12 protein-coding genes are annotated in these 14842 nt (G+C 72.9%); 9 read left to right on the top strand and 3 right to left on the bottom strand.

Annotated features, from left to right (window positions below):
• The first annotated feature begins 282 nt into the window (after positions 1–282).
• From ACF07N_RS01785 to ACF07N_RS01750, 8 genes are all read left to right on the top strand, one after another.
• Positions 283–2292 carry a flavin monoamine oxidase family protein gene (locus tag ACF07N_RS01785; protein ID WP_392107072.1) on the top strand — a complete coding sequence of 670 codons (2010 nt, stop codon included), beginning with the start codon at positions 283–285 and terminating at the stop codon, positions 2290–2292.
• A 241-nt stretch (positions 2293–2533) separates the two neighbouring features.
• Positions 2534–3517: a Bug family tripartite tricarboxylate transporter substrate binding protein gene (locus tag ACF07N_RS01780; protein WP_392108728.1), complete on the top strand. Its 984-nt coding sequence runs from the start codon at positions 2534–2536 to the stop codon at positions 3515–3517.
• Complete coding sequence (locus ACF07N_RS01775; protein ID WP_383329000.1) at positions 3514–4053, top strand: tripartite tricarboxylate transporter TctB family protein; 540 nt, start codon at positions 3514–3516, stop codon at positions 4051–4053. Before ACF07N_RS01780 ends, ACF07N_RS01775 begins: the two co-directional genes overlap by 4 nt.
• 1 nt (position 4054) lies before the next feature.
• The gene (locus tag ACF07N_RS01770; protein WP_392107069.1) at positions 4055–5548 is read left to right on the top strand and encodes a tripartite tricarboxylate transporter permease; all 1494 of its coding nucleotides are present in this window, start codon (positions 4055–4057) and stop codon (positions 5546–5548) included.
• 196 nt (positions 5549–5744) lie between these two features.
• Positions 5745–6842 carry a GDSL-type esterase/lipase family protein gene (locus tag ACF07N_RS01765; protein WP_392107066.1) on the top strand — a complete coding sequence of 366 codons (1098 nt, stop codon included), beginning with the start codon at positions 5745–5747 and terminating at the stop codon, positions 6840–6842.
• Positions 6843–7032: 190 nt separating this feature from the next.
• A complete protein-coding gene (locus tag ACF07N_RS01760; protein ID WP_392107063.1) occupies positions 7033–8673 on the top strand; it encodes a cellulase family glycosylhydrolase in 1641 nt (546 codons plus the stop codon).
• 175 nt (positions 8674–8848) lie between these two features.
• On the top strand, positions 8849–10009 hold the full coding sequence (locus ACF07N_RS01755; protein ID WP_392107060.1) for an acyltransferase family protein: 1161 nt from the start codon (positions 8849–8851) through the stop codon (positions 10007–10009).
• A gap of 36 nt (positions 10010–10045) precedes the next feature.
• Positions 10046–11032, top strand: a complete 987-nt coding sequence (locus ACF07N_RS01750) for a sporulation protein (protein ID WP_392107057.1) — start codon at positions 10046–10048, stop codon at positions 11030–11032.
• 13 nt (positions 11033–11045) lie between these two features.
• On the opposite strand, the gene ACF07N_RS01745 is transcribed toward ACF07N_RS01750, so the two are convergent.
• The gene (locus ACF07N_RS01745; protein WP_392107054.1) at positions 11046–11993 is read right to left on the bottom strand and encodes a M56 family metallopeptidase; all 948 of its coding nucleotides are present in this window, start codon (positions 11991–11993) and stop codon (positions 11046–11048) included.
• Between the two features lie 6 nt (positions 11994–11999).
• A complete protein-coding gene (locus ACF07N_RS01740; protein ID WP_311681862.1) occupies positions 12000–12386 on the bottom strand; it encodes a BlaI/MecI/CopY family transcriptional regulator in 387 nt (128 codons plus the stop codon).
• A 260-nt stretch (positions 12387–12646) separates the two neighbouring features.
• Here ACF07N_RS01740 and ACF07N_RS01735 point away from each other — a divergent pair, with 260 nt between their 5' ends.
• A complete protein-coding gene (locus ACF07N_RS01735; RefSeq protein WP_383587311.1) occupies positions 12647–12898 on the top strand; it encodes a twin-arginine translocase TatA/TatE family subunit in 252 nt (83 codons plus the stop codon).
• A gap of 23 nt (positions 12899–12921) precedes the next feature.
• On the opposite strand, the gene htpG is transcribed toward ACF07N_RS01735, so the two are convergent.
• Complete coding sequence (gene htpG, locus ACF07N_RS01730; RefSeq protein WP_392107050.1) at positions 12922–14817, bottom strand: molecular chaperone HtpG; 1896 nt, start codon at positions 14815–14817, stop codon at positions 12922–12924.
• Between the last annotated feature and the right edge of the window lie 25 nt (positions 14818–14842).

Here is a 14842-nt window from a genome sequence, read left to right as displayed (position 1 = left end):
CCCCTCCGTCGCCCCCGTCACTCCCGTGCGCCGGTCGGCGCCGCGTGCGCGTGCGGCGCGCTGGCGGGCGATGGGCGCGGGTGTGATTCCGCATGTCGCAGTGTGGGGGCTCGTCGCGGGCCGTGGGCGGGGTTCGCCGCGCATTCATTCCTTAGGGTCCCCCGCGTACGCCGGGCATGGAAATCTCGTGTGACGTGCGGGTTTCACACCGAATTCGCTCCTTGGGGGCAATGCCCGGGCAAGGGGCGGCGCCCCGTCGCGGCGGTCGCTACAAAGATCGCCATGACTGATGATCACGCGGTGGTGCGCCCGGACGGCGGTTTCTCCCGGCGGAGTTTCGCGGCGGTGGCCGGCACGGCCACCGTGGCGACGGCCCTGACCGGCGCCACCGCCACAGCACTTCCCGCGCCGGCCGCACCGGCCGCGCCGCCCGCCCCCGGCGGCACCCGCGGCGCCGACCGCGAACGGTGCCTCGCCGTCGCCCGTGCCCTGCTCGTCCTCGACTCCGACGACCGCCCTCTCGTCCCGCGCTACCAGCGCGTCCTGCGCGACGGGCTGCCGTCGCGCAGGACGCGCCCCAAAGAGGTCCTCGTCATCGGCGCCGGCCCGGCCGGACTCGTGGCCGCCTGGCTGCTGAAACGGGCGGGACACCGGGTGACGGTCCTGGAGGCCAACGGCAACCGGGCGGGCGGCCGCGTCAAGACCTTCCGCAAGGGCGGGCACGAGGGCGCAGCGCAGCCGTTCGCCGACCCCCGCCAGTACGCCGAGGCGGGCGCGATGCGCCTGCCCGGCAGCCACCCGCTGGTGATGCAGCTCATCGACCAGCTCGACCTGAAGAAGCGGCGCTTCCACTACGTCGACGTCGACGAGGAGGGACGTCCCGCCGCGCGCACCTGGATCCACGTCAACGGCATCCGGGTGCGGCGCGCCGACTACGCCCGCTCGCCCCGGCGCGTGAACCGCTCCTTCGGCGTTCCGAAGGAGCACTGGGACACCCCGGCGGCCGCGATCCTGCGCGCCGCCCTCGACCCGGTGCGCGACGAGTTCAGCCGGGTCGGCCCGGACGGCAAGCGCGTCGACAAGCCGCTCCCCGAGCGGCTGCGGGGCTGGGCCCGCGTGGTGCAGCGGTTCGGCGACTGGTCGATGTTCCGCTTCCTCACCGAGCACGCCGGCCTCGACGAGCGCACCGTCGACCTGATCGGCACCCTGGAGAACCTCACCTCACGCCTGCCGCTGTCGTTCATCCACAGCTTCATCGGCTCCTCCCTCATCAGCCCCGACACGCCCTTCTACGAACTGGAGGGCGGCACGGCCGTCCTGCCGGACGCGCTGCTGGAACGGGTCCGCGAGGAGGTGCGGTTCGACCGCCGGGTGACCCGTATCCAGTACCACCATCCTGATCGTCCGTCGCCGGAGGACGGGCACGTGCGGGGCAAGGGGCCGCACGTGTGGGTGGACACCGTGTCCGAGGGGCGCGACGGCCCGGTCGTCCGCGAGCAGTTCACCGCCGACGTCGCGGTGGTCACGGTGCCGTTCTCCGGGCTGCGCCACGTGCAGATCGACCCGCCCCTGTCGTACCGCAAGCGCCGCGCGGTGTGCGAACTGCACTACGACAGCGCGACCAAGGTGCTGCTCGAATTCAGCCGCCGCTGGTGGGAGTTCGAGGAGGACGACTGGAAGCGCGAGCTGAACGCGGTGAAGCCGGGCCTGTACGAGGCGTACCGCACGGGCCGGGCCCCGGCGGACGGCAGCCTGCTCGGCGCACATCCCTCCGTGCCCGGCGGGCACATCACGGCGGGCCAGCGCACCCACTACGCGGCCAACCGCGCGATCGGCCGCGACCAGCCGGAGGCGGCCGGCGTGGTGGGCGGCGGCTCGGTGTCGGACAACGCCAACCGTTTCATGTTCCACCCGTCCCACCCCGTCCCGGGCAGCGCCGGAGGTGTGGTCCTGGCCTCCTACAGCTGGGCGGACGACGCCCTGCGCTGGGACTCCCTGGACGACGAGGCGCGCTACCCGCACGCGCTGTGCGGTCTGCAGCAGGTCTACGGCCGCCGCATCGAGGTCTTCTACACGGGTGCGGGCCGCACCCAGAGCTGGCTGCGCGACCCGTACGCCTACGGGGAGGCGTCCGTGCTGCTGCCCGGCCAGCACACGGAACTGCTGCCCGCCATCCCGGCGGCCGAGGGGCCGTTGCACTTCGCCGGGGACCACACGTCGGTCAAGCCGGCGTGGATCGAGGGGGCCCTGGAGTCCGCCGTGCGGGCCGTCCTGGAGGTCCACGCGGACTGACCGGCACCCGGTGACGGAGCCCCGGCGCGCACGCGCCGGGGCTCCGTCGTCCTCCGGCGCAGGGAACGGCGGCGCCCACCCCTGCGTGACCACAACGACTCCGTGACCACAACGACCACAACCTCCGTTGCTTGCGCAAGCGAGACACCTCGCCGGCGGCCGGGCACCATGTGGCCCACCTCACCCTCCCCCACAGGGCCTCGACCTACCCGCAACGACGTACCGACAGGTGGTGGCACTCGTGCGCCTGCGCACTCCCCTCGCCCTGCTCGGGGCCGCCGTGCTCGTGCTCCTCGGACCGCCGCTGCTGACCACCGGCAGCGGCTCCGAGACCGGCACACAGATCCCGGGCCTGCGTTTCATGGTCCCCAACACGCCCGGCGGTGGCTACGACATCACGGCCCGCACGGCCGCGAAGAACGCCGAGGACGCCGGACTGACCCACAACATCGAGGTGTTCAACCTGCCCGGCGCCGGCGGCACCGTGGGCCTCAGCCGGCTCGTGAGCGAGCACGGCAACGGCAAGCTCGCCATGTCCATGGGTCTCGGAGTGGTGGGCGCCGTACGCTCCAACGACGCCCCCAGGACACTCGGCGACACCACGCCCATCGCCCGGCTCACCGAGGAGCAGGACGTGGTCGTGGTCGCCAAGGACTCCCCGTACAAGACGATCGACGACCTGATCGGCGCCTGGAAGGAGAACCCGGGCAAGCTGCCGGTGGGCGGCGGTTCCTCGCCCGGCGGGCCCGACCACCTCGCGCCGATGCTGATGGCGCGGGCGGCGGGGATCCCCCCGAAGCAGGTCAACTACATCCCCTTCGACGGCGGCGGCGAGCTGCTCGCCTCCATCCTCGGCAACAAGGTCGCCTTCGGCGTCTCCGGCGTCGGTGAGTACCTCGACCAGATCAAGGCGGGCGAGTTGCGTCTCCTCGCGGTCACCGGCCCCGAGCGCGTGGACGGGCTGGACGCGCCCACGCTGAAGGAGGCGGGGTACGACGTGAACTTCACCAACTGGCGCGGCATCGTCGCCCCGCCCGGTCTGACGGACGGCGAGCGCGCCAAGCTCGTGCGGCTGATCGAGGAGCTGCACGACTCGGCGGAGTGGCGTACGTCCCTGCGGCAGAACGGCTGGGACGACGCCTTCCTCACGGGTGAGGAGTTCGGCGCGTTCCTCGACGCCGAGGACCGGCGCGTGGTTTCGGTGCTGAAGGAGCTGGGACTGTGACGACGCAGACCACCGACATCCCCCCGGCGCGGGAGAACGGCCGGCGATCGTGGCTCAGGGAACACTCCGAACTCGGGGTCTGCGCCCTGCTGCTGGCGCTCGGCGTGCTCGTCCTGACGGACGCGCTCACCATGGACGTCGACATCGCCCAGCGCGGCCCGGTCGGCCCGACGACCGTGCCGATCGTGGTCGGGGCGGGGCTGCTGCTGATCGCGGCGCTGCTCGCCGTGGACGTGCTGCGCGGCGGCCGGGGCGAGGCCGAGGGCGGCGAGGACATCGACCTGTCCGAGCCCGCCGACTGGCGCACCGTGCTCCTGCTGGCCGGGGTGTTCCTCGGCTCGGCCGTGCTGATCGAGCCGCTCGGCTTCCCCGTCGCGGGCGCCCTGCTGTTCTGGGGCGCGGCGTTCGCGCTGGGCAGCCGCCGGACCGACCGCGACCCGCTCATCGCGGCCGGGATCTCCCTCGTCACCTACACCGTCTTCAACAACCTCCTCGGAGTGCCCCTGCCCGGCGGTCCGCTGATGGGAGTGCTGTGACATGAACGCCCCCAACTCCCTGCTGGACGGCTTCGGTACGGCCCTCACGCCGGTCAATCTGCTCTGGGCCGCGGTCGGCGTCCTGCTCGGCACGGCGATCGGCGTGCTGCCGGGCATCGGCCCGGCGATGGCGGTCGCGCTGCTGCTGCCGGTGACCTACGGGCTCGACCCGACCGGCGCGTTCATCATGTTCGCCGGCATCTACTACGGCGCGATGTTCGGCGGCTCCACCACCTCCATCCTGCTCAACACCCCCGGCGAGAGCGCGGCGGTGGTGGCGGCGATGGAGGGCAACCCCATGGCCAAGTCCGGGCGCGGCGCCCAGGCCCTCGCGGCCGCCGCGATCGGGCACTTCGCGGGCGGCATGGTCGGCACGCTGCTGCTGGTGGCGCTCGCGCCGACGGTCGCCGAACTGGCCGTGGACATCGGCGCGCCGGACTACTTCGCCATCATGGTGCTGGCGTTCATCGCCGTGACGTCGGTGCTGGGCTCGTCCCGGGTCCGCGGCATGGCCTCCCTGTTCATCGGCCTCACGCTGGGCCTGGTGGGCCTGGACCAGATGACCGGCCAGCAGCGCCTCACCTTCGGCTCGCTGCAACTCGCCGACGGCATCGACGTGGTGATCGTCGCGGTGGGGCTCTTCGCGATCGGCGAGGCGCTGTGGGTCGCGGCGCACCTGCGGCGCCGGCCGCCGGAGCCGATCCCGGTGGGCCGGCCGTGGCTGGGGCGCGGCGATGTGCGACGCACCTGGAAGTCCTGGCTGCGCGGCCCGTTCATCGGATTCCCGTTCGGCGCGATCCCGGCGGGCGGCGCGGAGATCCCGACCTTCCTGTCGTACGTGACGGAGAAGCGCCTGTCGAAGCACAAGGACGAGTGGGGCAAGGGCGCCATCGAGGGCGTCGCCGGGCCGGAGTCGGCGGCGTCGGCCTCGGCGGCGGGCACGCTGGTGTCGATGCTGACCCTGGGCCTGCCGACCACGGCGGTCGCGGCCGTGATGCTGGCCGCGTTCCAGCAGTACGGCATCCAGCCGGGTCCGCTCCTCTTCGAGCGCGAACCCGACCTGGTGTGGGGCCTGATCGCCTCGCTCTTCGTGGGCATGGTCCTGCTGCTCGCCCTGAACCTGCCGCTGGCGCCGGTGTGGGCGAAGCTGCTGCGCATCCCGCGGCCGTACCTGTACGCCGGGATCCTGTTCTTCGCGGCGGTCGGCGCGTACGCGGTCGGCGGCGAGGTGACCGACCTGGTGATCCTGCTGGTCATCGGCCTGATCGGCTTCGGCATGCGGCGCTACGGGCTGCCGGTGCTGCCCGCCGTCATCGGCGTGATCCTCGGCCCGAGCGCCGAACAGCAGCTGCGCCGCGCGCTGCAGATCAGCGACGGCAGCGTCACGGGGCTCGTCGACACGCCGTTCGCGGTGACCGTGTACGCGGTGATCGCGGTGCTGCTGGCGTGGCCCCTGCTGCGCAGGGCGGTGACCCGCGGCCGCACCGCGGCCTGACCGGTCACCACGGCCGGCCGGCCGGCCGGACGACCCGTACGCACGGACCTGAACACCGCGCGTACGGGTCGCCGTCCGTCACCGGGCCGGCCGGCGGGAGGTGGCTGCCCGCGCCGCACCACCTCTTGACGCGTCACGGACAACGGTGGCTTGATGTCATGGGAGCGCTCCCACATCCTCCAGGGAAGGGACCACCATGCGCAGCAACCCCCGCACGCATCGCCCCCCACGGCTCATCCCGCTCCTCGCTCTCCTGGCACTCCTGCTCCTGCCCCTCGGCCTGACCCCGGCACCGCCCGCCTCGGCCGCCCCCGCGGCGGAACCGGTGCGCGTCATGCCGCTCGGCGACTCGATCACCGGCTCGCCCGGCTGCTGGCGCGCGGTGCTGTGGAACCGGCTGGTGAGCAGCGGCCGCACGGGCATCGACTTCGTCGGCACGCTCCCGCCCCAGGCGTGCGGGCAGGCCCACGACGGTGACAACGAGGGCCACGGCGGTGAACTGGCGACCCAGGCGGCCGACCGGAACCTGCTGCCCGGCCGGCTCGCGGCCACCGACCCGGACATCGTTGTCATGCACTACGGCACGAACGACGTGTGGAGCGGCATCGCCCCCGACCGCATCCTCGCCGCCTACACCAAGCTCGTCGGGCAGATGCGGGCCTCCAACCCGGACATGCGGATCCTCGTCGCCCAGCTCATCCCGATGAACCCGGGCAGTTGCGCGGCCTGTGCGCAGCGCGTCGTCGACCTCAACGCGCGGATCCCGGCGTGGGCGCGGGCCACGGGCACCGACCGTTCCCCGGTCACCGTGGTCGACCAGTGGACGGGCTTCAGCACGGCCGGCGACACCTACGACGGTGTGCATCCCAACGCCTCCGGCGACGCGAAGATCGCCGCTCGCTGGTTCCCGGCCCTGGCGGCGGCGCTCGACGCCGGCGTCCCGCAGGACCCGGGCGATCCCGGCACCCCCGGGGCCTGCGCCGCCCGCTTCCGGGCCGTCTCCTCCTGGCAGGGCGGCTATCAGGGCGAGGTGACGGTGACCAACACCTCCGCCTCCGCCCTCGCGGGCTGGACCGCGACCGTCGCGCCTGCGGACGGGGCGCGCCTGACCCAGGTCTGGAACGGCACGCTCCGCACGGCGGCGGACGGTACGGCCGCCGTCTCGGACGCGGGCTGGAACGGGGCCCTGGCTCCGGGCGCGAGCGCCACGTTCGGGTTCGTCGCCACCACCCCGGCAACCGCGGGCGCCCCGGCGGCGACCGTCACGTGCACCGGGCGGACGACGACCTCCTGAAGCCCGGCCGAAACCGGCCCCGCCCGCATCCGGCCCACCACGCACTACGCCCCACCACGCACTACGCCCCACCACGCACTTCGCACCATCCCGCGCGCTCGCCCCACCCCCGCACTGAGCCCCGCCGCGCACGCGCGGGGCCGCATCCCGCACACCCCAGGCGCCATCCCACCCCACACCCGGAGCCGCCATGAGATCCCCGCTCTCCTCCCCGGCACAGCGGCCGGTCACCGTCGCCGCCGTGCTGCTCGGACTGGTCCTGTCCCTCCTCACGCTCTCCGCCCCGGCCCACGCCGCCCCCACCGGCTTCCGTGTCGAGAACGGCCGGCTCCTGGAAGCCTCCGGGAACGACTTCGTGATGCGCGGGGTCAACCACGCGCACACCTGGTATCCCGACCGCATCAGCTCCCTGGCCCACATCAAGGCCAAGGGCGCCAACACCGTCCGCGTGGTCCTCTCCAGCGGTGACCGCTGGACCCGCAACGACACCGCCGACGTGGCGAACGTCGTCGCGCAGTGCAAGCGGAACAAGCTGATCTGCGTCCTGGAGGTGCACGACACCACCGGCTACGGCGAACAGAGCGGAGCCGTCACGCTCTCCCGCGCCGCCGACTACTGGATCAGCGTGCAGAGCGCGCTGACCGGCCAGGAGGACTACGTCATCGTCAACATCGGCAACGAGCCGCACGGCAACACCGGTTACACGGCGTGGACGGCCGACACCAAGGCGGCGATCCAGAAGCTGCGCGCCGCCGGCCTCGATCACACGATCATGGTCGACGCGCCCAACTGGGGCCAGGACTGGGCGTTCACCATGCGCGACAACGCCGCCTCGGTCTTCGCCGCCGACCCGGACGCCAACACCGTCTTCTCGATCCACATGTACGGCGTCTTCGACACGGCCGCCGAGATCACGGACTACCTGAACCGCTTCGTCACCGCGAAACTGCCCATCGTGGTGGGCGAGTTCGGCCACGACCACTCGGACGGCAACCCGGACGAGGACACCATCCTGGCGGTCACCCGGCAACTCCGCCTGGGCTATCTCGGCTGGTCCTGGAGCGGCAACGGCGGCGGCGTCGAGTATCTGGACATGGTCACGAACTTCGACCCGGACCAGCTCACCAGCTGGGGCCGGCGGCTCTTCGACGGCGCTGACGGCATCGCCGCCACGGCCAAGGAGGCCGCGATCTACTCCTCGGGCGCAGGCGACACCACTCCCCCGACGGCGCCCGGCACCCCCGCCGCCTCCGGGGTGACGTCCTCCTCGGTGACCCTGACGTGGGGTGCCGCCACCGACGCGACGGGCGTCACCGGCTACGACGTCGTCCGGATCGCCGCCGGCGCCGAGACGATCGTGACCAGCACGACCGGCACCAGCGCGACCCTCACCGGCCTGGCTCCCGCGACCGCGCACACCTTCGCCGTGTACGCCCGTGACGCCGCCGGCAACCGCTCGCCCCGCTCGGGCACGGTGTCGGTGACGACCCCGCCCGGCGGCACGGCCCCGGGGTGCGGGGTCGGCTACCGGGTGACGGGCAGCTGGCCCGGCGGCTTCCAGGGCGAGATCACCCTGCGCAACACCGGGTCGTCGGCGATCGACGGCTGGACGCTGCGCTGGACCTTCCCCGACAGCAGCCAGCGGATCACCAGCCTCTGGGGCGGCACGGCGACGCAGAGCGGATCCGACGTCGCTGTCGCGGCGGCCCCGTACACGGCGGCGATCCCCGCCGCGGGCTCGGTCACCCTCGGCTTCACGGCCACCCGGGGTGCCGCGAACCCGAGCCCGGCGGTGTTCACCCTGAACGGCGCGGCCTGCTCCGTGAGCTGACCGCGCGCGTGCGGCGGTGCCGCCGCGGCCTTCGTCGTCCGGGCCCGGCGGCACCGTCCCGACCTGCGTGATCCGCGCCACATCGGCAAGGGCGGCGGTTTGCGCGGTCGCGGGGTGGTCAGGCGGCGGGGATGTCACACCGGTACGCCCGGGCCGCAGCCCCGGCACGACGCACATGCGCCCGGCCGGGCTCACCGCACGCCCTGGGGGAGGCCCGGTGAGCGAGGACACCCTGCGCATCCGCGCCGTCCCGGCCGTCGGCACCGAACGCCGGGAACGTCCGGCGGCCCGGCCGGCCGGTGCCCGGGACCCGTTCTTCGACAACGCCAAGTACCTGGCCATCGTGCTGGTGGCGGTGGGGCACGCCTGGGAGCCGCTGCGCGACGGCAGCCGGACGGTCAGCGCGCTCTACATGGTCGTGTACGCCTTTCACATGCCGGCGTTCATCGTGGTCTCCGGTCACTTCTCGCGCTCCTTCGACGGCGGCCCGGGCCGGATCAGGCGGCTGGTCACCGGGCTTGCGGTGCCGTACGTCGTGTTCGAGACGGCGTACACCCTGTTCACGCGGTGGACCGACCAGGAGCCGGACCGGCCGGTCAGCCTGCTGGACCCCCTGTACCTGACCTGGTTCCTGGCGGCCCTGTTCGTCTGGCGGCTGACCACGCCGCTGTGGCAGCGGGTGCGGTGGCCGTTGCCGCTCGCCCTGGCCGTCGCGATGCTGGCGACGCTCTCGCCGTCGATCGGCGACGACCTCGATCTGCAGCGCACCCTGCAGTTCCTGCCGTACTTCGTCCTCGGCCTGCTCCTGAGGCCCGAGCACTTCCAGTGGGTTCGCCGCCGCGCGGTGCGGATCCTCGCGGTGCCGGTGTCCGTCTGCGCGGCCGCCGTGGCGTACTGGGCGGTCCCGCGGATGAGCGGCGCCTGGTTCTACCACCGGGACAGCGCGGCGGAACTGGCCGCGCCCGCCTGGTACGGCCCGGTCATGACGCTGCTGACCTTCGGCTGCTCACTGGTCCTGGTGGCCTGCTTCCTGGCGTGGGTGCCGGGACGCCGCGCCTGGTTCACCGCCTTGGGCGCGGGCACGCTGTACGGCTATCTGCTGCACGGCTTCGTGGCCCAGGGATCGAAGTTCTGGGGCTGGTACGAGCCGGCGTGGGTGCACCGGCCGCTGGGCGCGGTCCTCGTGACGGCCGCCGCCGCGGTACTCGTGACGGCGCTGTGCACCCCGCCGGTGCGGCGGGTGTTCCGCTGGGTGGTGGAGCCCGGGATGACGTGGGCGTTCCGCCCGGACGCGCGCGGGCGCGGGCAGAACGGCTACACTTCTACACGCTTGTAGAAGTCAGTACACGCATCTGAAGGAGTGGACGCCATCATGGTGTTCAAACGACTGCTCGGCGCGCTCGGTGTGGGCGGCCCCACGGTGGACACGGTCCTCGACCCGGCACCCGTCCGTCCCGGCGGCACACTCACCGGCCGGGTCCTGCTCAAGGGCGGCAGCGCCGACTTCGAGATCGAGCAGATCATCCTGGAGCTGGTGGCCCGCGTCGAGGCCGAGCACGAGGGCGGAGAGAGCGAGGGCGTCGTCGCCTTCGACCGCTTCACCGTCGGTGGCGGCTTCCGGCTGGCCGAGGGCGAGGAGCGCGGGGTGCCGTTCGGCGTGACGGTGCCGTGGGAGACGCCGGTCACCGAACTGCACGGCCAGAACCTGGGCGTCGTCCTGGGCGTGCGCACCGAGCTGTCGGTGGCGGGCGCGAAGGACAAGGGCGACCTGGACCCGCTGAACGTCGCGCCACTGCCCGCGCAGGAGGCGGTCCTGGAGGCCCTCGGCGGGCTCGGGTTCGGCTTCCGCTCGGCCGACCTGGAGTACGGCCGCATCGGCGGCACGGGCCAGCGGCTGCCCTTCTACCAGGAGATCGAACTCGTCCCCTCGACCCGGTACGCGCACCGGGTCGACGAGATCGAGCTGACCTTCCTGGCCGGTCCCGCCGGCATGGAGGTGGTGCTGGAGGCGGACAAGCGCGGCGGCCTCCTGTCCCGCGGCCACGACGCGCTGACCCGCTTCACCGTCTCCCACGACCAGGTCGCGCACCAGGACTGGCCCGCGCTCGTGGACGGCTGGATCCGGCAGCTGGTCGAACAGCGGGCGTCGTACGGCTCCCCCGCCGCGTTCGGCCCGGGCGGCCACGGCTTCGAGGAGCACCACCACGACGGCCGCCGCTCGGGCCCGGGCATGGGCACCGCCGTCGCCGCGGGCGCGGCCGGTCTCGCGGTCGGGGTCGCCGGCGGCATGGTGGCGGGCGAAGTCGTCGACGAGATCGGGGACTTCTTCGAAGGCGAGGAGGAGGAAGAGGAGGGCTGATCCCGGGGCGCGCTCAGAGCGGCGTCGCCGCGTGCAGGATGAACACCATCGTCACCGCCGAGTTCGCGGACGACATGGCGGACACCGCCGTCCCGGCCGCCGCGCCCCACGCCGCCAGCCCGACCGAGGTGAAGGCCGGGGGCCAGTTGCGCGCCGCCGGTGCCGGGCCGAGGAGCGCGGCCACCCGGCGCGGCACCGGACCGGGCGCGGCGAGCCCCGCGAGCGTGGGTGCCGGTGTGCCCCGGGAGACGAGCGCGGCGGTGCCGATGGCGCGGGCCACCGTGCGGCGGCTGCCGATCACCCGGGCCGCCTCCTCGTCGGCCCACCGCTCCGCCGTGTACGCCACGGCGGTGCCCAACGGCCGCAGGAAGGGGTTGGCCCGGGCGGCGAGCCGCACGGCGAGCAGGAAGCGGTCGTGCCGGCCGGCCAGATGGGCCCGCTCGTGCGCGAACAGGGCCCGGCGCTCGCCCGGCGCCAGCCGGTCCAGCAGGGCCGTGGTCACCACGACGCGGCCGGCCCGCGCCCCGCGGGCCCGGCGGCCGGGCAGCGCGTACGCGTAGGGGGCGGCGTCGGGCAGGACGGCCACCTCCGTGTCCGGCAGCCCGGCCAGCGCGCGGTGGGCCCGGCGGCGCACCCGGGCGTGCAGCCCCAGCGTCCGGGCACAGGCCACCAGGACGGCGCACAGCGCGGGAATGGCGGCCTTGCCGGCGATCTCGTCGTACGGCACCGCCGCCCGCACCTCGGGGTCGGACCAGCCGTCGGGCAGCGGGTTGCCGGGCAGCTGGGCGGTGCCCACCACCATCACCAGCCCGAGGCACACCGTGCTGCACAGGGCCAGCACCACGGCCAGCGCGGTCAGCAGCCGGGTCGCGGTGCGCGGATGCAGATGCTGTTCGGCGAGGCGCGCGACCGGCCAGGCCGTGAGCGGCAGGACCAGCGGCAGAAAGACGAAGACCCCCATGAGGCTTCAGTCTTCCCCCTCGCCGTGGGCCTGCTCCAGCAGCTCGCGCAGCAGGCGCTCGTCGTCCGGTCCGAGGCCGGTGAGGAAGCTGGCCAGCACGGCCTCGCGGTCGCTCTCGGCGTCCAGGACCTTGCGCATCTTCCGCGCGGCCAGACCCGCCTGGTCGGCGGCGGGCGTCCAGGCGAAGGACCGGCCCACCCTCTCCCGGGTGACCGCGCCCTTGCCCAGCAGCCGGGTCAGGATGGTGATCACCGTCGTGTACGCGAGGTCGCCGCCGAGGCGTTCCTGCACCCAGCCGGCCGTCGCCGGACCGTCCGCCTCCCGCAGCGCCGACAGCACCAGCGCCTCCAGCTCGCCCTGCCCCCGCCGGGGACGCTGCCGGGGATCCGTCACCGCCCTGCCTCCCTTCCGCCGCCCTGCGTTGCCCGTGCGGACATCGTATAGATCCGCCGGACCGGCCCCGCCGACTTCTACAGTGCTGTAGATTCTATGCGTATGCCGCCGCACGGGCCGCAGCGTCTCCCTCAGCGAGGAGCCGTCCGCACGCACTCACGCCGACGGCTCGCCTCGTCTCCCGAGGCGGCGATCACACCGCGCTCCCCGGCCGATACGCTCACGCCGTGCCCGGCCCGGGCGAGAAAGGACAGCACACCATGTTCGGACTGAGCGAGCTCGCGATCATCCTCATCGTGGTCATAGCCGTCATCGGGATCAAGAAGCTCCCCGAGCTGACGCGCTCGGCCGGCAAGGCGGCCCGCATCCTCAAGGCCGAGGCCCGGGCCGCGAAGGACGAGGAGGCCGGGACGGCGCCCGCGCCGCGGGTGGTCCGGGGCGAGGTCGTCCCGCCGGGCACCGGCACGCCGCCGCCCGGCGCGCGGGCGGCGGACGCCCCGGACCACCACTGATCCGGGGCCCGCCGGCGTGACCGCTACAGCGTGCGCTCCAGGCGGTCCGCCACCAGCTTCACGAACTTCGCCGGGTCCTTCGGCTGGCCGCCCTCGGCGAGCACCGCGAGGGTGTGGAGCAGTTCCGCGGACTCGGCCAGCTCCGTGCGGTCCGCGCTCTCCCGGTAGGCCTGGTTCAGGCCCTTCACCAGCGGGTGGCCGGGGTTGAGTTCCAGGATCCGCTTGGTGCGCGGCACCTCCTGGCCCATGGCCCGGTACATGTTCTCCAGGGCCGGGGTCAGGTCGTGCGCGTCGGAGACCACACAGGCCGGGGAGACGGTCAGCCGCGTCGACAGGCGCACCTCCTTGATGTCCTCGTCGAGCTGCTCGCGCATCCAGCCGAGCAGTCCGGCGTACTCCTCGGCCTGCTTCTCCCGCTCCTCGCCGGCCTTCTCCGCCTCCTCGGCGTCGAGGTCGATCTCGCCCTTGGCCACGGACCGCAGCTTCTTGCCCTCGTACTCGCCGACGGTGTCGACCCACACCTCGTCGACGGCGTCGGTGAGCAGCAGCACCTCGATGCCCTTGGCGCGGAACGCCTCCATGTGCGGGGAGTTCTCGATGCTCTGCCGGGACTCGCCGGTGAGGTAGTAGATGTCCTCCTGGCTGTCCTTCATGCGCTCGACGTACTGGGCGAGCGTGGTCGGCTCGTCCCCGTGGGTGGTCGCGAACGACGCGACGGCGAGCAGGGCGTCCCGGTTCTCGGAGTCCGTGACCAGGCCCTCCTTGAGGACCGTGCCGAACTCGCGCCACAGGGTGGCGTAGCGGTCGGCGTCCTTGGTCATGATCTCCTTGACCGTGGACAGCACCTTCTTCGTGAGCCGGCGCTGCATCATCCGGATGTGGCGGTCCTGCTGGAGGATCTCGCGCGAGACGTTCAGCGAGAGGTCCTGCGCGTCCACGACGCCCTTGACGAAGCGGAGGTAGGGCGGCAGCAGCGCCTCGCAGTCGTCCATGATGAAGACGCGCTTCACGTACAGCTGGACGCCGCGCTTGAAGTCCCGGGTGAACAGGTCGTGCGGCGCGTGCGAGGGGACGAAGAGCAGCGCCTGGTACTCGAAGGTGCCCTCCGCCTGGAGGCGGATCGTCTCCAGCGGCTCGCGCCAGTCGTGGCTGATGTGCTTGTACAGCTCGTGGTACTCGTCGTCGGACACCTCCTCGCGCGAGCGGGCCCACAGGGCCTTCATCGAGTTCAGCGTCTCGGGCTCGGGCGTTTCGTCCTTGTCGCCGGCCGCCGGGACCATCCGGATGGGCCAGGTGATGAAGTCCGAGTAGCGCTTGACGATCTCCCGGATCTTCCACTCGGAGGTGTAGTCGTGCAGCTGGTTCTCGGGGTCGGCGGGCTTGAGGTGGAGGGTGACGGACGTGCCCTGCGGGGCGTCGTCGACGCGCTCCAGGGTGTAGGTGGCCTCGCCGCGCGAGCTCCACCGGGTGCCCTGTTCCTCGCCGGCCCGGCGGGTGACCAGCGTGACCTCGTCCGCCACCATGAATCCGGAGTAGAAGCCGACGCCGAACTGCCCGATCAGGCCCTCGGCACCGGCCGCGTCCTGGGCCTCGCGCAGCTCCTTCAGCAGGGTCGCCGTACCCGACTTGGCGATGGTGCCGATGAGCTGCCCGACCTCGTCGTACGACATGCCGATGCCGTTGTCCCGCACCGTGAGGGTGCGGGCCTCCTTGTCGGCGTCGATCTCGATGTGCAGATCCGACACGTCCGCGTCGAGCGCGTCGTCCCGCAGCTTCTCCAGACGCAGCTTGTCGAGCGCGTCGGAGGCGTTGGAGACGAGTTCGCGCAGGAAGACATCCTTGTTCGAGTAGACCGAGTGGATCATCAGCTGCAGCAGCTGACGCGCCTCTACCTGGAACTCAAACGTTTCGGTCGTCATGGTTCGCCCATACCTCACAGGTCGC

The organism is Streptomyces sp. NPDC015242 (genome assembly GCF_043079125.1).
Classification (GTDB): domain Bacteria; phylum Actinomycetota; class Actinomycetes; order Streptomycetales; family Streptomycetaceae; genus Streptomyces.
The sequence above is the reverse complement of the archived record's forward strand: the minus strand, read 5'-3'. Positions and strand labels throughout refer to the sequence as shown.